The sequence below is a fragment of the Acinetobacter sp. 826659 genome (assembly GCF_000588515.1).
Lineage (GTDB): Bacteria > Pseudomonadota > Gammaproteobacteria > Pseudomonadales > Moraxellaceae > Acinetobacter > Acinetobacter pittii.
In genome coordinates, this window is record NZ_JFYD01000005.1 from 289,402 (window position 1) to 308,282 (window position 18,881).

Sequence of the window (18,881 nt, forward strand, 5' to 3'; positions counted from 1 at the left end):
TAACAAATTCATATAAAAATGTGATGCATTTCACATAAAAAACACTATAATACGAAAAAATCTTAGTTTTAAGTTTATGTTAAAAGTCACAGCCGCATTAATTATTTTGGGAAGTTTTACATACTATGTGCTTTTCCACGGTGAAGAGAAAAGTGAGTCTAAAACTTCTCGTCTGCTTAAAGAAGCAGAGCAATCAATCGCTTCTGCTGAAACCTCGGTAAACAAGGCTAATAGTATTGTGCCCATATCTTACAAGTAGCCTTAGTTCTTAGGTTAACCATTCCATATTATCCATCAAAATATTGTTTTATCTAGATTTTCTTAAAATTTGGGTAAAAGACTGTATGTATAGAGACAAAATTCATGAGAATGAAGTTTATCGCCTATGATCCCAATTCTGGGGAAAAATTAAGCTTAAAAGAGCATATCCACCATATGGATAAATACACCACTTATATCTTTTTTAGTGATGAAAATGACAATATGGTGTTCAATCCCCAGAAAAAGCAAGTTTTTGAAATTACTCAATATACTTCTAATATGATGGTTGAAATTTCAAGAAAGTTATATTACCTCATTGGTGAGTATTAAGAATTCTTTTTAATTCAATCTTAAGTTAAATACTTTAGTAGAATAGTCAGGTTTTGTGGACTGAGCTATACTGCAAGCATATCTTCTGATTTAAATGAATTTATTGAGTCAGAGAGCTTAATTCCTGAAATAAGCAAGATAGTCATTTTCAGTTTTACAGTCCGTATTCTTCCCCAAGGTGCGGACTTTTTTTATAAAAAATAAAACATGAGTAAAGCATAGGATTATTTCTATTTTTTATTAACTTAAAACTTTTTATTTACTTGCGTTATATGCTCCTTACTTTTTGATTTAAAATAATTTTTAGAATAATAATTTTATATTTGTATGAGTTGTTGAGTTAAATCAAAGTCTTTTATTCTCTTACGCTCTTTTCTATGTCAGAATTATTTAAATACTTACTTTTATTGTTTGGCTTTGCCAACCCTCCATCGCATTTTTGCAGGTACTCCCATGTTTTATAGTTTTTATTCATCTATTCAGCTATTTATTCAGCTTCCCAACCAGACAGATTAAGGACATAAATATAAAAAGGGAATGCATAAAATGAACTTAGAAGTACGTTGGGTAGAAGACCTTTTGACACTTGAGCGTGAGCGTTCTATTTCAAAAGCAGCCGAAAAACGATTTATTAGTCAATCCGCATTTACGCGTAGAATTCAGCAAATAGAAGAGATGATCGGAGCTGAAGTTATTATTCGAAATAATAAAAATAATATTGAATTTACAGACATTGGGCGGATTATGCTGGTGATGTCTAAAAATATTGAGAAGCAGGTAGAAGAAACAGCAAAGCTGATTAAAAACATCAAAAATGAAACCGAATCTACGATTCGTTTCTGTGTTGTCCACTCATTAGCATCAGGTTTTTTAACCACTTTTTTAAAAAAATTCCCAACATTTATGCGTGATTTAAAAATCGAAATTGTCGCGACGAATAGTGGTGAAGGCTTATCTCTTTTAAAAGAAGGTGCCTGCGATTTTATGATTTGTTATGCAGATCGATCTAATATTAATCGAGTTGGTGATGATATTTTAAGTGGCATCAAGATCGCTGAAACAGAGATTGTTCCAGTGTCAGCTACCGAAGCAGATCATACGCCTAAGCATACAATTCAGAGTAATTTTTCATTACTTGCTTATAGTAAACATGCTTATTTGCGCAAATTGGTCGATCAATTGATTGAAGGTAAACTGATCTATAAAACCTTATATGAAACTGACAATGCCACCAACTTGAAAGAGCTTGTATTACAAGGTTTAGGTGTAGCATGGATTCCAAAAATTAATGTAGAGGAAGATCTCGCTACTGGAAAATTGGTCATGTTGGACCATAACGAATATTGTCTGCCACAAGATATTTATATTTTTAAAAATAACTTGAGTGATAACAAATCAGTTCAGCAAATCTGGAAGGGCTTCCAAACTCAGCATGATTAAAATTTATAATGATATGTGATGTCCTCAAGATATTTACATACAAAGTAATCAATTAAAGAGCTCATACCTTTGTCTTTATGATGAAAGGCTTTATAAAGCATTGCTCATGGTCTAGATTCTTTGTTAATTTAGACCATATATCAATAATTCAGAAATCTAGTGAGCATTTTTAGATATGCTGTGCCTGATTTTATTCCTTTTGAATGGATTATTTGATCCAGACGGAGACAATTTTGTTTGATCTAGATAGTAGATTACTAAATATTTTTTATCATATTTATCGGTTTAAAAGTGTTTCAATGGCTGCTGATGCTATTGGCCTTACACAACCGAGTGTTAGTAATGGACTGAACAAAATCCGTCAGCATTTTAATGATCCACTTTTTATTCGTGTTGGGAATGAGATGATCCCAACCGAATTAGCAAAAGAGATTTTTCCACTCATTAGTGAAGTTATTGATAAAGTAGAAAGCATTAATAATTTTAGCGTGAATTTTGATCCGCTAACTTCAGATCAGCTTTTTACAATTGCCATGACAGATGTATCTCATCTGGTTTTATTACCGCAATTAACAAACTATTTAAAAGAAAAAGCCCCTTTAATTCGCTTGAATATTAGGCCGATTACACCAGAAACCAGCTATCAAATGGCAAATGGTGAGATTGATCTTGCAATTGGTTTTTTACCCCAATTAGAAGAAGGCTTTTATCAACAAAAGTTTTTTAAACAACATTATGTTGTGATTAGCTCTAAGAGCCATCCTCGTTTAGACCCAAATAATTTTACTTTAGATGATTATATGCGCGAGTATCATATCGATATTGACGCGGGAATTGGGCATTACCATATTAAAAATGAATTACAGAATAAAGGATTGGATCGAAATATTTTAATTCGATTACCGAGCTATCTTGGAGTGGGATTAGTCGTACAAGAAACAGATGCGATCGCAACGGTACCGTATTATTTAAGCCAAGTCTTATTGGTGAGAGAAAATTTACAGATTTTACCTGCACCTCTAGACTTTCCAACTTATGATGTTAAACAACATTGGCATATGTCTTGCCATCATAAAAGTAGTCATAAATGGTTCCGTCAAACCTGCTATGAACTTTTTAAAGTCTAAAAAAAGAAGATGTAAGAAAAATGCTTACATCTTCTTGGTAGTTTGATTTTTAGATTTCAATCGCGACAGCTGTAGCTTCACCACCACCTATACATAATGCAGCAACACCTTTCTTTTTACCAAGGCGTTTTAAAGCATAGATAAGAGAAAGAATAATTCTTGAACCAGTTGCGCCAATTGGATGGCCTAAAGCACAAGCACCGCCATGGACGTTTACTTTTGCTTCATCAATGCCGAGTTCATGAATTGGCGCCATTGCTACCATTGCAAAAGCTTCATTAATTTCCCAAGCATCTACCTCATCAACAGACCAGCCAGCACGCTCAAGTACTTTTTGAATTGCACTAATCGGAGCAATGGTAAATTCGCTTGGATGTTGTGAGTGAGTAGATGTTGCAACAATTTTTGCCAAAGTATTTAAACCATGACTTTGAGCATATTCTTCAGTGGTGAGTACTAAAGCAGCAGCGCCATCAGAAATTGAGCTTGAGTTAGCAGCTGTAATTGTCCCATCTTTACTAAAAGCTGGACGTAATGTTGGGATCTTCTCAAGATTCGCTTTTAATGGCTGTTCATCTTGATCGATAACTTCAACACCTTTACGTGTTTTTACTTCAACAGGAACAATCTCTTCTTTGAAGTAACCTTCCGTAATCGCAGTTTGCGCTTTTTTAAGTGAAGAAATTGCAAAGTCATCCATTTGCTCACGGGTAAAGCCTTTGGTATTTGCCATGTCTTGAGCAAAAGAACCCATTAAGCGGCCTGTTTCTGCATCTTCAAGACCATCTAAAAACATATGGTCCTTAATTTCACCATGACCCATACGGTAACCACCGCGAGCTTTCGGTAAAATATAAGGTGCATTGGTCATAGATTCCATACCGCCAGCTACAATAATATTGGCACTGCCTGCTTTTAGAGTATCAGATGCCATTAACACCGCTTTCATGGCAGAGCCACATAGTTTATTAATGGTAACTGCGCCGACATGATCAGGTACACCAGCTTTACGCATCGCCTGACGAGCAGGACCTTGACCTATACCTGCACTCAATACACAACCAAAAATAACTTCATCTACTTGTTCAGGTGCAACACCAGCACGTTGGATCGATTCACGGATAACAGCAGCGCCAAGTTCTGGTGCAGTTAAAGCCGATAGACTGCCTTGAAAACCGCCCATTGCAGTACGGCTACCTGAAACTATAACAATTGAACTCATCTTAATATCTCTTATTGATATATTTGCTAAATTTGCCTTTAGCCGAAACTAAAGGCGCCAGTAAATTAAAAAGTAGGTGGGGTGTAGCTAAGTGTTCTTCCAAAGAACCACAATAAAAACAAAACTAACGGAAAATGCACAACGAGCTGAGTGACTGTAAAACCAATCACATCTTTTGCTTTTAGTTTTAGAATGCCTAACATTGGAAGCATAAAGAACGGATTGATTAAGTTCGGTAAAGCTTCGGCTGCATTATAAATTTGTACAGACCAGCCTAAATGAACTTTCAAATCATTTGCTGCCTGCATGACATATGGGGCTTCAATAATCCATTTTCCACCGCCAGATGGCACAAAGAACCCAAGGATGGCAGAGTAAATTCCCATCACAATTGCAAAGGTTTCTTTTGAGGCGATTGAAACGAAAAACTCAGCTATATAATGCGACAGCGATAAATCTTGACTGTTTAAAGCTTGCGTCATAATAAAGGCGATGCTTCCATAAAGTGGAAACTGAATTAAGATTCCTGAGACAGCCGGAACTGCCTTTGAAACAGCATTTAAGAAGTTTCGTGGTGTGCCATGTAATGCTAAACCAAGCATTAAAAACACAAAGTTGTAGGTGTTAAGGCTTGAAATGGCAATGATTGGATTACTTTTTGAAAACTCAAAAAACATCCAGATTAACCCTAATGCGACCACAATAATCGTTAAGATAGGCGAGTTTTCTAACCAGTCACCTGGACGATTAGATTTCTCATCATGGGGTTTGTCTTCTTCAAATTGAACATCAAAACTATCAATCGTTTTAACATTATTACCTTTTGGAGCTGACCAGTAAGCGATTGCGATTGAAACAATCACCAAAATAATGGTCATCGCAATTGATTGCCAAAGGAAAATCGTTTCAGTAAATGGAATAACCCCAGTTAGGTTGTAAATTGACTCAGGTAAACTAGTTTTATTCGCTTGAAGCTGTGCTGCCGAAGAGCTAATTCCCAGTGCCCATGTTGCACCCATACCAATAATCGCAGCCGCAGCCGCAGCGCGGTAATCCATATTCAGCTCTTTACGTTTCGCTAATGCAATCACTAAAAGTGCTGTAAGAATCGTGCTTACTGCCCAGTTGACTAGAGAAATTAATAAGCTGACAGTTGCAACTAAAACAATAGCACCACGTCCCGAATTTGGAATACGTGCCATTTTTTGTATTAGGAACTTTACGGGCTTAGATACAGAAACGACATAACCTACAATGATGAGCATCGTCATTTGCAGAGTAAAGGGAATAAGACTCCAGAAACCGTTACCGAAAGAAGTCGCGACATCGTGAATAGGCGCACCAATACCTAAAGCGGCAACTGACACGATAATGACGCCAAGTAGAGCAAAAATATATGAATCAGGAAACCATTTTTCAGACCAGTCACTAATCCGAAGAGCAAATCTTTCAAAAATTCCTTGCTGTTTTTCCATAGCTGAAAAAATCCTTCTCATTCTTATTTATAGACAGCACATCCGGTGCTTTAAAGGGCTAAGACTCAAGCTCACTTTCTAACTTAAGTCTTATCTAGCTTACTAAAAATTAAAATTTACGCGACTAAGGTTTTATAAAACTCAACGCCAGTAGCAGCTTGAATCTGTTCAAGCGTGACATCTTTGGCAAGTTCAATCAGCTCTACACCTTGTGGGGTAATATCCATTACACCTAAGTCAGTAATGACGCGATGAACCACGCCTTTACCTGTTAAAGGTAAACTACAGTTTTTTACAATTTTTGGTGTACCATCTTTGGCACAGTGTTCCATAAGCACTACAACTTTTTGGACACCAACAACCAAGTCCATTGCACCGCCCATACCTTTGACTTTCTTGCCAGGAATCATCCAGTTCGCTAAGTCACCATTTTCAGAAACTTCCATTGCTCCTAAAATTGCAATGTTGACGTGGCCACCACGGATCATGGCAAAAGATTCTGAGCTTGAGAAAAAAGCAGCACCAGGACGAGCAGTAACTGTTTGTTTACCGGCGTTAATTAAATCAGCATCAACAGTTTCTTCAGTTGGGAACTCACCAATGCCTAATAAACCGTTTTCAGATTGAAGCCAAACATTGATATTTTCAGGAATATAGTTAGCAACTAGAGTAGGTAAGCCAATACCTAAATTGACATAAAAACCGTCTTCAAGTTCTTTTGCAGCACGTTGTGCCATTTCATTGCGTGACCAAGCCATTTTATACTGCCTCCGTGCTTAAAGTTTTATGCTCAATACGTTTTTCAGGTGACACATTAAGTACAATGCGGTTTACATAGATACCCGCTAAATGGATCTCATCCGGATCTAATTCACCAATTTCAACAACCTGTTCAACTTCGGCAATTGTAATTTTTCCAGCCATCGCACATTCAGGGTTAAAATTCTGAGCAGTTTTACGGAATACTAAGTTACCAGCCTTGTCTGCCTTATAGGCCTTAACAAGAGCTACATCTGCTGTTAAAGATTCTTCTAAAATGTAGTTTTTTCCCTTAAAGGTACGTTCTTCTTTACCTTCGGCAATGAGTGTACCAACGCCAGTTTGTGTATAAAACGCCGGAATTCCAGCACCGCCAGCACGTAACTTTTCAGCTAAAGTACCTTGCGGAGTAAGTTCTACATCAAGTTCACCATTTAAATATTGGCGCTCAAATTCTTTGTTCTCACCAACATAAGAAGAGATCATTTTTTTGATCTGTTTGGTTTGAAGCAAAATACCTAAACCAAAATCATCTATACCAGCGTTATTTGAAATACATGTGAGACCAGTCACACCACTTTGCTTAACTGCAACAATCAGTTTTTCCGGAATTCCACATAGACCAAAACCGCCTACGGCAAGTGTTTGATTATCTGCAATAACGTCTTTTAGTGCTGCCTCTGCATTGACATAAACTTTATTCATTCTATTGTTATCCTATATCCCTTAGTAATCTTAGTTTTAGCATCACATTTTGTGTTATAGAAGTTAATTTTTTTAAAGGATTAATAAGTATAATCAATGAATGGTTTCAAATTGCCTACAAAAGATCAGACACATATAATGTTTAAACTTTTAAAAATTTTTATTAAGATATTGAAAATTATAACAATTAAAAAAATAACTTAGCATTGAGCTTAGCTCATCCTAAAATGCACTCTTTAATTTTTAAAATTTATATTGAACTAAAGCCTCAATAAATTGAGTCGAAATATTTGAAATTTCAAAGTTCTTTTTATAAACAATTCCTACAGTCTTATGAATAGTTTCATCCTTTAACTCAATGAGTACGTTATGTTTTTTATCAATGTGTTTAGCAAAATGCCTTGGAATTGCACTCACCCCAATTCCATAAGCCACAAAGCTTGAGAGTGATGAAATTTGATGACATTCGACTTTTAAATCGAGCGTTATATTATTTCGCAAACAATTTTGCTCAACTAAATAACGAACAATTGAAGGTTTTTGCAATGTCACGAATGGATTTGAACAAAGCTCTTGCCATGTAATAGAAGATGATTGAGCGAGTGGGTGAGTCTTTGGTAATAGAGCTAAGAAATCTTCTTCAAATAGTGGTTTGAACTCTAAGCCTTCGGTGAGATCCGGTTCGAAGCAGATGCCAAGCTCGAAAATACCATCTTGTACTTTTTCTATAATGGTTTCATTGGGAATATCGTGAATTGAAAAGTTAAGATTGGGATGAAGTTCTAAAAAGTGGTGAATTACTTCAGGCAGAATTGCATGAGTCACGAAGGGCATTGAAGCGATACTTAAGGTTCCACGATTGAGCTTAAAACGTTGTTTAACATCGTTTTCCATTTCATCCCAATTGGCGAGTAATTTTTTTGCATATGGAATGAGTGATTTGCCTTCTTGAGTAAGCTCAACTCGGCGTGTATTACGGTTAAACAGTTTACCGCCTAATTCTTCCTCTAAGCTTTTGATGGTAAGACTTAAGGCAGATTGGCTTAGATGTAGCTCTAAAGATGCATTGGCATAGTTGAGTGTACGCGCAAGGGCTAAAAAAGCTTTTAGTTGTTTAAGCGTCATTTCTATCCTTTAGATTGTCCAACTCACCTAGAAGGGTAATTTATACGAAAATTTGTCTAATATGATGTTTTTTGACAAAAAATATGAAAAAGATGTAGAGAACAATGATACAAATTAACTCATAAAACATAAAACCGGACTTTTACCGCCAGTACCTACATTAAAAACTGAAATGTAAGATTAATAAATATTAAATACATTACTTAAACCACCTTCGGGTGGTTTTTCATTTTCTGAACTGTTAAATTTTATTCATAATTAAAATGGATAATTATCATGCAAAAGATAATTGCATTAAGCTTAGTTTTTTTATTAAGTGGGTGTAAAAGCCCAACTACTCAAATGGTCAATAATAAATTTAGCCAAATGCAGCCTTCAATACCCTCAGTGTCAGGCATATGGACGATTTCAATCGGCCCAAGCATATCAACAATAAAACTTGAAGCAGATGGCAATGGAATACTTTGTGACGATACTAATGGACATGTTGTATTCAACAAAGTTAAGTATGCAAATAATATGATTTACATTGAAAATGGTATGATTCTAGACGTTAAGACTCTTAACAAAGATATAATTGAAGCTAGAACAATTTTAAGTGCCTCTAGTTCAAATATGATCTACAAAGCTGATAATGACTTAAAGGCAGCTTCATTAAAGTGCCCTAAAGAAATATAGATACTACTTTCCACATTTATAATTATATTTTCTCCATCTCTTAGATGGACTTCATCTAAACTCTCTATCATCTTAATGTTCTCTTTATTTGGATAGTATTATTGATATATAATTGTTTTTTAATATCTTTAAAATATAAGAAATGAACTTAAAATATTTTTTCTATTGTTTCTCTATGCTCTTAGGAGTATGTAGCGTAGGGATGATAATTGCTTTCAGTGCAAGCCATATTCTTAATATAATGAATCCTTTTTTCATAGCGTTGTTTGGAATAGTGGCACTGACTACTTCAGGTTATATTTTCACTGCTAAAGCAACTGAAAATAGGTATAAAAATGCTCTTTATATTTCAATCATTCTTTCACTTATACTGACGATATTTTCTGTAAGGAAAAATAACGATATTACTAGCATCTTTTCTAGTTTTATTGCTTTGGTAATAACACTCCAATTGGGTTCTCTTATTTATTATTTAATTCACCGTACTAAAAAAGTTGTTTAACTTTTAACATCTTTCATAAGGTTCAAGATGTAATTAATTACATCTTGTTTCCCAAATTGAGTGCGGTCTGTGTGGCTAAGCATTTATGGATGTATGGATGGGAGTTTAGTATGGAATAGCTCTATTAGCTCATTATTAATTAGGATTAAGTGAAATTCATTATGAAAATTTTAATAAAATTTATCTTAAGCTTTTTATTCTGCTTTGCACTAAATACTTATGCACAAGAAGCTAGAAATTTTAAAGAATTACAATATCAAGAGGTTAAGTGGATTCAACCTCCAAGTATTAGCATCAGTAATGATGAGCTACAAGGATATGATAGAAACGTTGTGATAGCAGCAGAAACTAATATAAGTGGTAAAATTACAGCAGTTAAATTGATGCAAAGTAGTGGGATTAATAGTATAGATTTAAAGTTACTAACTGCAGTGCGGAATGCAAGATTTTCACCTTATCAAGAAAATGGAATTTTGTATCCGGTCCGATTTGTACAACCTTTCCAATTAGAAGCATCTAGAGAACCAGAATTCAAGGTTTATCCAGAAATAAAAGTAAATAACGAAGATCTATATGGTCAAAATAGATCAGTATCTCTTTCTACAGAAGCTGATGTGAACGGAAGTATAACTAGAGTTGAAATTCAAAAAAGTAGTGGGTTTATTAAATTAGATAATTTCGTGCTTGATGAGTTTCGTAAAAATGCGAAATTCTATCCACTAAATATTAATGGAGAACCTTATCCTATTCGTAAAACAGTTACTTATAATTTTCCCTTATCTAGTACCTCAAGTGAAGCTGAAACATATAAAAAGTTTCCTGAATCATTTAAAGTTTATTGGTTAAAAGCTCCATCGCTTACTATTTCGGGAACAGAGCTTGCAGGAAAAAATAGACTTGTGCTTTTAAATGTTAAAGCTGATGAATGGGGAGTAATTACCGAGGTTGTTTTAACTCGAAGCAGTGGGTTAGCAGAGCTTGATGAAAAATCTATGAATGCTGTCAAATTAGCTAAATTGAAACCTTATAAAATAAATGGAAAACATGTTCGTTTCAATGTAACTCTACCTCTAATATTCAGTCTTAAGAACTAGTCTAATATTAATAAGTTTTCATAGAAAATAATTTATTTAAATAAGAAGGAGAGGCTATTCACATATATTTAAATAATTATATAAATTTTCAAACTATATAGCTGATTATTTCTTTGTGTGACATTTAGTAAATAATTTGTTAAGTTATGTGAAATTTATAACAAACGGTTAAAAACTCATGATGAAAATATTAGCTACAAGTTTAATTGCTTTAAGTTTAGTTGGGTGCGCAACATCAAGGGGCTTAATTGAAATACCTCAAGGTCAAAAACTAAATCAATCCCAAAATATAGTTGCACAAGGCAAATCGATTATAGTGAAGGTTGAGGATGATCGAAAATTTCAAGATAAGCCTGCATTAGCTGATATTCCATCTTTAAAAGGTGAGCAATCTAATGCAACAGCAGAAGAAAAAGCCCGAGCCGTTGCTCGTAAAAGAAATGGATATGGAAAGGCTTTAGGGGATATACTTTTAAAGGATGAGACTGTATCACATTTGGTTGATAAACGTGTTTCTGATGCATTGCAGCAGTCGGGATATAAAGTTCTTACCAATAACCCCACTAATGAAGCAAATGCTGATCTGATACTTAATATTAAAATTAATAAATTTTGGTCGTGGTTCCAGCCTGGATTTGCCTCAATCAAAATTAATTCTGAAATTGATACCGAAATTTTAGATGCCAAACACCCTAATCGCCCACCATTTAAAATCTATAGTAAGGTAACTAGATCAGCTCAAGTAGCGAACGAGTCAAAGTGGGTTGAGAATATTGACAACGTGCTCAATGACTACGAAAAGAAACTGATTGTCGAGCTTTCTAAACAAATTCAGTAACTTTCATTAGGTATTTGATATTTCTTTAAATTAAAAAGCACTTTAGGGTGCTTTTTGTATCTTGGTATTTTAGCCCGTAAGCGGTATTAATATTGAGAGAGGTAGAAAAGTGAGCTAAGAATTACAAATAACTTTTGTAATGAATTGTGGTAGATTTTTAATAATTAAGCTTTTGATAATATTTTCGTATACCATTACCTGAATTAAAAATAATTAAAATCTCTAAGGTAAAATTGAATGAATAAGATAGCCGGAATTTTGATAGTTGCTCTTCTTTTTTGTATTTTTGCTAACTGTGAAAGTTTCAAATTATTAAAATTTGATCAAAACACAAGTGCTAAAATTAACAAAACTCTTCCTAAAAACTAATCCATCTAAGGGTGGTTTTTTTATATCTTGAACCTTTAAATTTTATTTTTAATAATAAAGGTAATTTCATGAGAACAACATTAATTGGAGCTTTATTCTTAACATTTGGAGCCTCAGTAAGTGCCGCATCAAAAATTGAAAAAGAGGAAACAAAAAACTTTTCAACAATGAAGCAGTGCATTGAATGGTTAGATTCTAAATATCCAAATAGTAAATGGCATGACAACAAAGGTACTTCTTGGAAATTAGAAAATAATAATTCAAATTTTCTATCTGGATTTACTCATATTCCTAGTGAAGAAAATCAAAAACTTATACAGTCGGTTGCCATTTATTGCAAATTAAAAGAAACAAGCACCGAAGGCCTATTCTATGAAGGAAAGTATATCGTTATAGAAGCTATTTAAACTCAAATTTTGATTGACTTAACCCACTCATCAAGTGGGTTTCTTATTACCTAGAATAAAAGTTGAAGCTGTGTGAAACTTGCGTATATATAGCTACTCAAAGCTTTTAGTTATTTAAGCACTATTTTTTCCTTATATTAGTTAACTCAGCAATTACTTCAGTAAATTTTCCCAACAAAACTCATCTGTGTTGTTAGCAAAGTATAGAGCCATTCCAACTATATGGAAAAACAAATAACCTAGCCAAATTGCTTGAGGAGCAACTTTTAAGCCTTCTAATAAAATAGTTGTTGAATAGATTGTTAACAAAAAGGTAAAGAGGATGATGTATGTAGTACTCGCTACAAATTTATATTTTGGTGATAATTGAGGAATTTTATAACCAATCAAAATTTGCATACCGCAATTTATGATCAATGAAAGTATAACTACAAGGATTTGTGGCATATTTAGATATGTTAAAGAGAGTTGCGTAATTATGAAAATAATTTGCCACAGTACAAACATCCCTAAAGGGTATATTATAAATTTAATCCACATCATATTTTGTTTTCTTATCAAGATTTTACATTGTTATTCTATTGAATAATCTAAATTAAATAAATGCTATTTTTCAAAAATTTAAAGCACTGGCAGGGGGTTTTTAACTTTCTGAGCTGTTAAATTTTACACATTATTAAAATGGATAATTTCATGAAAAAGATTATTTTTTTAGGATTAGTTCTTGGTTTATTTGGGTGTTCAACAGCTCCAGTTGTTTCGAATACAGCGAAACCAATACCTAATGAGAGAGTGTACAATCAGGACTACTTAAAGAAACAGACTCCTGAACAAGCAAAAGTTACATTCTTAAGAGATAAAGGTTTTCTAGGATCTGGCTGTACTCATGATATTTATGTAAATAACGAAAAAGCATTCTCAATTCGCTCAAACGAAATAGCTACCATTTATCTTGAGCCTAAATATTATATCTTTAGATTAGAAACTGGTGGTGGAATGTGTCCAAATATTGCAACTTCCCAAGAAACAGAAGTCAAATCAGGGGCAGAGATAGAATATCGCATTTTACTTCCATCCGACTTTAATTTAAGACTAACTCGAATGAAATAAGAAAGTAAGATCTTTTATCTAAAGCAAACAAGCAATAATAGATTTTAATTAAACCCACTCGTCATTAAGTGGGTTTTTCTTACTTACTAATAGACATTAATCTAAGCCAAGAAAATATTTATCAAATTATTTTAAAAAATATATTATTTAATTATCTTTATTAAATAATATGTTGGGTATTAATTTAATTTACTCAACAATCAATAAGTTTTATCAAATAATAATAGCTTTTAAATAATAAAATTTTACCAACAAACCAACTTAAGCATTTGTATTGTATGTATATTTTAAAATTTAAATAAATTACATTGTTTTTAAATATTTTAGTGATATTTTATTTTTAAGCTCATTTACCTATTACCACACATGGATATTGTGATTTTTATCATTATAGGTTTGGGATAACCTAAATATCTTTTGGTAATTTTATTGAACCTAATATCTATTCTTTAGGGAGAAGGAATATATGTGGGAATTATTTGTAATTCTATTTTCACTTGGGCTGTTAATGTATACAGCTTACAAGGGCTTTTCTGTCATTCTCATGGCACCAATTTGTGCCTTACTTGCTGTTCTACTCATTAACCCTGCAAATGTCTTACCGTTTTATTCGGGTGTATTTATGCCCAAAATGGTGAACTTTATTAAAGATTACTTTCTTGTATTTTTACTCGGGGCAATTTTCGGTAAAGTCGTTGAAATGTCAGGAATTGCTGAGTCTATTGCACGAACCATTGTGAGATGGATTGGAGCAAAAAAAGCAATTTTAACCGTTGTATTGTTAGGTGCAATTTTAACATATAGCGGTGTAAGTTTATTTGTTGCTGTGTTTGCCATTTATCCTTTTGCAAACCAGCTATTTAGAAAAGCCAATATTCCAAAACGTTTAATTCCGGGAACCATCGCGCTGGGTGCATTTACATTTACTATGGATGCATTGCCGGGTACACCACAAATCCAAAACGTAATTCCAACTACATTCTTTGGCACCAATATTTATGCTGCACCATTTCTAGGAATTATCGGTGCTATCTTTGTTCTATGCATGGGTTTGACTTACTTAGAATGGCGTCGCCGAGCTGCTGCAAAAGCAGGCGAAGGGTACTCTGGTTTTGGCGCAGACAATACGCAGCCTCAAGAAATTGAAGCCGATATGAACTTGCAAAAGAATGGAAGTGCCGCTCGTCAGTTTTTAGCGTTTGTACCCCTTATTCTTGTTGCAGTAATGAACAAATATTTGTCTAAAGCAATCAAAGAGTGGTATCCAAATGGTTTTGATTTTGCCACTGTTGGTCTAGCGGATTACACCGTAGATGTTGCAAAAACTGGTGCGATCTGGGCGGTGGGCCTTGCGCTTATTGTCGGGATTATTTCTGCAATTTTGTTTGATTATCAGCGTGTAGTGACGAACTTCAAAGAGGGCATTAATGCCAGTATTGGCGGCTCACTTTTAGCAGTGATGAATACGGCTTCTGAGTATGGTTTCGGTGCAATTATTGCGTCATTACCGGGCTTTGCACTGATTAGCCATGCAATGAGTAGTACCTTCACAAATCCATTAGTCAATGGGGCTGTGACCACAACCGTTTTAGCGGGTATTACCGGTTCAGCTTCAGGTGGTATGAGTATCGCTTTAAGTGCGATGGCTGAACAATATAACGCCGCGATTTTAGCTGCGGGTATTCCACCAGAAGTCATGCACCGTGTGGTTGCGATGGCATCGGGTGGTATGGATACACTTCCGCATAATGGTGCTGTTATTACTTTACTCGCTGTTACTGGGTTAACTCATAAACAGTCGTATAAAGATATTTTTGCAGTCACGGTAATCAAAACGTTAGCGGTATTTGTGGTGATTACAGTCTTTACCGTAACGGGTATTGTTTAAATCAGCACGTTATAAGTAGTAAGGAGTAAATAAATGACAAAACTTTTAGACGGTAAGGTCGCTTTTATTACAGGTTCTGCAAGTGGTATCGGTCTAGAGATTGCTAAGAAATTTGCTCAAGAAGGTGCCAAAGTTGTTATTTCTGATATGAATGCTGAAAAGTGCCAAGAAACCGCGAACTTACTTAAAGAGCAAGGTTTTGATGCATTATCTGCACCATGTGATGTGACCAATGAAGATGCTTATAAACAAGCAATTGAGCTCACCCAAAAGACTTTTGGTACGGTTGATATCTTAATTAATAATGCTGGTTTCCAACACGTTTCATCTATTGAAGAGTTTCCAACGGCTGTTTTTCAAAAGTTAGTTCAGGTCATGTTAACTGGGGCGTTTATTGGTATTAAACATGTTTTTCCAATTATGAAAGCTCAAAAATATGGCCGTATTATTAATATGGCCTCAATTAATGGCTTGATTGGTTTCGCTGGAAAGGCTGGTTATAACAGTGCTAAACACGGCGTGATTGGCCTAACAAAAGTTGCCGCTTTAGAATGTGCACGTGATGGTATTACGGTAAATGCGCTATGTCCGGGTTATGTAGATACACCATTGGTCCGTGGGCAAATTGCAGATTTGGCTAAAACCCGTAATGTAAGTTTAGACAGCGCACTTGAAGATGTAATTTTGGCAATGGTTCCTCAAAAGCGTTTATTGTCTGTTGAAGAAATTGCTGACTATGCTATTTTCCTTGCGAGTAGCAAAGCGGGTGGAGTAACAGGCCAAGCTGTCGTTATGGATGGCGGCTACACCGCTCAATAATTTAAGTGTTTTAAAAGCCGCTTATTTTAAATAGGCGGTTTTTTATTCGTTAAAATTTACGATAGTCTACTGTTCAAAAGAATGATTTATCTCTACTCTATTTACTTATAAAAATCTAATAAAATAAGTTTGTTAAGGTATGAAATTATACTTTAAAGGTATTTAACTTATTTCCATTTTTAAAATTTAATAGAGTGTGAGAAAGTAATCTTTACTCTCTTTCTTGATTCGATATTTTTCAGGAAAACTCGTCAATTAAAGGATATTAATTGGCATACAAGTTGCTTTTTAAGCAATAAGTTATTTAGCTAGGTGAAAAGGATATGATATCACTCAGCCAACAGATGGAACTCAATCATTATTCACGCAAAGCTGAATTTGCGCAGAATTTGATGTCCACAATTTGTGGTGAACACCGTCTAGATACAATTTACAAAGACACTCTCGATTTTCACTATGACGGAATGCGTTTGCCCAATAAAAAAATGGCGATCGGAACAATCAGTTATGGTGCAAATGTTGCCATTAACATCTCAAATTTAAAAGCATATAGCATTAGTTTGCCGATACAAGGTCGACAAGCTCTCAATATTCGTGGCGCTCATTATCAGTCTGATGAAAACAGAGGCCTTATTGTTTCTAATAACGATCAGCAAGATTTGATTATTGATAAAGATTGTAGAAAATTTCAGGTGGTTATTCCTGAGCGAAGTATGCAGATTGTCCTTGCAGATCTACTGAATAAACCTATAGAAACGCCTATTATTTTTAATCCTGAAATGCATTTGGACTCGGAGCAACTGATTGGTGCATGGTGGAAAAATATTCAGAATTTTTTACAGCTAAAATCGCAATATAGTAATTTTTATGGTTTGCAGATGTTATCTGAAGACTATGAAAATTTTGTAATTAAAGCCTTACTATTGTCTCAAGAAAATAACTACTCTGAAGCCTTAAAGTCACTCTCACATCAAGATGAGCCAGCTTATATCCGTAAGGTTCGTAATTTTATTATTGAACATGCGCATGAAGAAATCTGTGCAGAAGACTTGCAGCGTCTTGCAGGGGTTTCAAAATCAAAATTGTATGATGAATTTCAACAATACTATGGCACCAGCCCGATGTCGTATTTAAAAAAATATCGTCTCCAACAAATTTATAAGATTTTGAGCACTACAGGAGCAGATAGGAAGGTTTCTATTTCAAAGCTTGCGTATGACTGGGGCTTTAACCATTTAAGTCGTTTTTCTCAAGAATATCGCGAAGAATTTGGCGAAAATCCAAGTGAGACTAAAGGCAAAATTTTCTGATATTTAATTTTCCCAATAAAAAAACTGATTTAATTACTTAAATCAGTTTTTTTATTGATTAATATTTATAGACTTTCTTCGAGCTTTAACACTTGTTTGTTTTTAGATTTCTCATAAATCACTTTCAGGCTAAGTGCAATAAATGAGATGAAGGTTGGTAGTGCAAGAATAAAGAAAATACCGCTTAAGCTTAGGTTGAAAGTGAAAATGAGCGAGCCAAAGAAAGCGCCTAAAATTGCACCGATACGACCAATACCATGCATCCATGAAACGCCAACTGCACGGCACACTGCTGGATAGAACATAGCTGCAAGTGGCAGTAATGAAGACTGTGCACCAGCCAGTAATGCACCAATTAAGAAGATAGTAAGACCTAACAAGAAAATATTTGAGCTCACTAGACCTGCAACAATGAATAGTCCAAAAGCGATGAGATATGAATATTTAATGACTGTAGTTGGGTTCAGTTTATCCATGTACCATCCCATAATGGTTGCACCAATCACACCACCAAAAGGGAAAATCGCGGCAATTAAACTAAACTGTTGGGTACTAAAACCAGCTGTTTTTAAAATCGTTGGCATCCAGCTTGTTAAAAGATAAAACACCAACAGACTAGTAAAGCAGCAGAGCCAAAGCATGCTTGAACCCCACAGGTATTTTCCTAAAACCACTTTAACCGGATTTTCATCTGAGGTATTTTCTGCTTGAGTTAAAACAAGTTTTACCGGCTCTTGAAAAGAATGGCCTTGAATATTTTCTAATATACGCTGAGCTTTGTCTTGTTGATGACGTGTAATTAAGTATTGAGTTGATTCAGGTAATTTAAGCAATAAAGCAACCACTAAAATGAGAGGAATGCTTCCGCCAATAATAATAACCTTAGCCCAGCCATAGCTTTCTAATAGATAAGCTGACAACACACCGCCACAAGAAATACCCAGCATAAAACCACAGCCAGCAAGACCTGTAAGGAATGCTTTACGTTTTACAGGCATATATTCAGAGACAATAGTACTGATGTTTGGCATGGCTGCACCTAAACCAACACCTGTAATAAAACGATAAATCATCAAGTCTTGAGTTGAATTAGCAAAGCCACACAAAATCGTAAATATTGAGAACAAAAGACTTGTAAAAACAATGACACCTTTACGGCCAAATTTATCGGACAGAGGCCCCGAAATGATTGCACCAATTGACATACCGACTAAAGCAGCACTTAAAACAGGAGCGAGTTGCGGCTTGGTAATACCCCAATCATCCAGTAAGGCTGGAGCAATAAAACCAATAATTCCCGTGTCTAGACCATCACAGAAAAAGACAAAAAAGCCCAGGATAAAAACCATCCACTGGAGTGGAGACAGTTTTTCGCGATTGATAATCGTGTTTGCATCTATCGTTTTCATACGTATTCCTTAT

19 protein-coding genes are annotated in these 18,881 nt (G+C 34.7%); 12 read left to right on the plus strand and 7 right to left on the minus strand.

The features are described 5' to 3' along the window. Window positions 1–76: 76 nt before the first annotated feature. The 4 genes from J663_RS12405 to J663_RS12420 all read left to right on the plus strand — a co-directional run bounded on the left by J663_RS12405 (window position 77) and on the right by J663_RS12420 (window position 3,158). Entirely contained in the window at window positions 77–259 is a 183-nt protein-coding gene (locus J663_RS12405) for a hypothetical protein (protein ID WP_002113649.1), read from the plus strand. 110 nt (window positions 260–369) lie between these two features. Then, window positions 370–591 (plus strand): hypothetical protein, encoded by a 222-nt coding sequence (locus J663_RS12410; protein ID WP_014206692.1) that lies wholly within the window; start codon window positions 370–372, stop codon window positions 589–591. 546 nt (window positions 592–1,137) lie between these two features. After that, window positions 1,138–2,031, plus strand: coding sequence for a LysR substrate-binding domain-containing protein (locus tag J663_RS12415; RefSeq protein WP_002113716.1), 894 nt, complete (start codon window positions 1,138–1,140; stop codon window positions 2,029–2,031). Between the two features lie 233 nt (window positions 2,032–2,264). Continuing rightward, a complete protein-coding gene (locus tag J663_RS12420; protein ID WP_003651675.1) occupies window positions 2,265–3,158 on the plus strand; it encodes a LysR family transcriptional regulator in 894 nt (297 codons plus the stop codon). Between the two features lie 49 nt (window positions 3,159–3,207). On the opposite strand, the gene J663_RS12425 is transcribed toward J663_RS12420, so the two are convergent. From J663_RS12425 to J663_RS12445, 5 genes are all read right to left on the minus strand, one after another. Further along, entirely contained in the window at window positions 3,208–4,380 is a 1,173-nt protein-coding gene (locus J663_RS12425) for a thiolase family protein (protein WP_033850008.1), read from the minus strand. A gap of 65 nt (window positions 4,381–4,445) precedes the next feature. Next, the gene (locus J663_RS12430) at window positions 4,446–5,855 is read right to left on the minus strand and encodes a short-chain fatty acid transporter (RefSeq protein WP_032052144.1); all 1,410 of its coding nucleotides are present in this window, start codon (window positions 5,853–5,855) and stop codon (window positions 4,446–4,448) included. Window positions 5,856–5,971: 116 nt separating this feature from the next. Then, window positions 5,972–6,613 carry a 3-oxoacid CoA-transferase subunit B gene (locus J663_RS12435; RefSeq protein WP_014206696.1) on the minus strand — a complete coding sequence of 214 codons (642 nt, stop codon included), beginning with the start codon at window positions 6,611–6,613 and terminating at the stop codon, window positions 5,972–5,974. Between the two features lies 1 nt (window position 6,614). Next, complete coding sequence (locus tag J663_RS12440; protein ID WP_033850011.1) at window positions 6,615–7,319, minus strand: CoA transferase subunit A; 705 nt, start codon at window positions 7,317–7,319, stop codon at window positions 6,615–6,617. Window positions 7,320–7,562: 243 nt separating this feature from the next. Then, on the minus strand, window positions 7,563–8,444 hold the full coding sequence (locus J663_RS12445; protein ID WP_033850013.1) for a LysR family transcriptional regulator: 882 nt from the start codon (window positions 8,442–8,444) through the stop codon (window positions 7,563–7,565). A gap of 276 nt (window positions 8,445–8,720) precedes the next feature. Between J663_RS12445 and J663_RS19755 the strand changes: the two genes are divergently transcribed. From J663_RS19755 to J663_RS12470, 4 genes are all read left to right on the plus strand, one after another. Continuing rightward, complete coding sequence (locus tag J663_RS19755) at window positions 8,721–9,122, plus strand: J517_1871 family lipoprotein (RefSeq protein WP_033850015.1); 402 nt, start codon at window positions 8,721–8,723, stop codon at window positions 9,120–9,122. A 663-nt stretch (window positions 9,123–9,785) separates the two neighbouring features. Further along, window positions 9,786–10,718, plus strand: coding sequence for a TonB family protein (locus tag J663_RS19320; protein ID WP_050598815.1), 933 nt, complete (start codon window positions 9,786–9,788; stop codon window positions 10,716–10,718). Window positions 10,719–10,896: 178 nt separating this feature from the next. Continuing rightward, entirely contained in the window at window positions 10,897–11,556 is a 660-nt protein-coding gene (locus J663_RS12465) for a flagellar biosynthesis protein (RefSeq protein WP_033850019.1), read from the plus strand. A 437-nt stretch (window positions 11,557–11,993) separates the two neighbouring features. Then, window positions 11,994–12,332 carry a hypothetical protein gene (locus J663_RS12470; protein WP_033850020.1) on the plus strand — a complete coding sequence of 113 codons (339 nt, stop codon included), beginning with the start codon at window positions 11,994–11,996 and terminating at the stop codon, window positions 12,330–12,332. Window positions 12,333–12,485: 153 nt separating this feature from the next. Here J663_RS12470 and J663_RS19485 read toward each other — a convergent pair whose 3' ends face one another. Continuing rightward, complete coding sequence (locus J663_RS19485; protein WP_033850022.1) at window positions 12,486–12,875, minus strand: hypothetical protein; 390 nt, start codon at window positions 12,873–12,875, stop codon at window positions 12,486–12,488. Window positions 12,876–13,025: 150 nt separating this feature from the next. Between J663_RS19485 and J663_RS12480 the strand changes: the two genes are divergently transcribed. The 4 genes from J663_RS12480 (at window position 13,026) to J663_RS12495 (ending at window position 17,459) form a co-directional block, all read left to right on the plus strand. After that, complete coding sequence (locus J663_RS12480; protein WP_031987701.1) at window positions 13,026–13,442, plus strand: hypothetical protein; 417 nt, start codon at window positions 13,026–13,028, stop codon at window positions 13,440–13,442. Between the two features lie 466 nt (window positions 13,443–13,908). Then, the gene (locus J663_RS12485) at window positions 13,909–15,330 is read left to right on the plus strand and encodes a GntP family permease (protein ID WP_033850025.1); all 1,422 of its coding nucleotides are present in this window, start codon (window positions 13,909–13,911) and stop codon (window positions 15,328–15,330) included. A gap of 33 nt (window positions 15,331–15,363) precedes the next feature. Then, window positions 15,364–16,149: a 3-hydroxybutyrate dehydrogenase gene (locus tag J663_RS12490; RefSeq protein ID WP_033850027.1), complete on the plus strand. Its 786-nt coding sequence runs from the start codon at window positions 15,364–15,366 to the stop codon at window positions 16,147–16,149. A 323-nt stretch (window positions 16,150–16,472) separates the two neighbouring features. Next, window positions 16,473–17,459, plus strand: a complete 987-nt coding sequence (locus J663_RS12495; RefSeq protein WP_005076090.1) for an AraC family transcriptional regulator — start codon at window positions 16,473–16,475, stop codon at window positions 17,457–17,459. Between the two features lie 65 nt (window positions 17,460–17,524). On the opposite strand, the gene J663_RS12500 is transcribed toward J663_RS12495, so the two are convergent. Beyond that, window positions 17,525–18,868: an MFS transporter gene (locus J663_RS12500; protein ID WP_033850029.1), complete on the minus strand. Its 1,344-nt coding sequence runs from the start codon at window positions 18,866–18,868 to the stop codon at window positions 17,525–17,527. Between the last annotated feature and the right edge of the window lie 13 nt (window positions 18,869–18,881).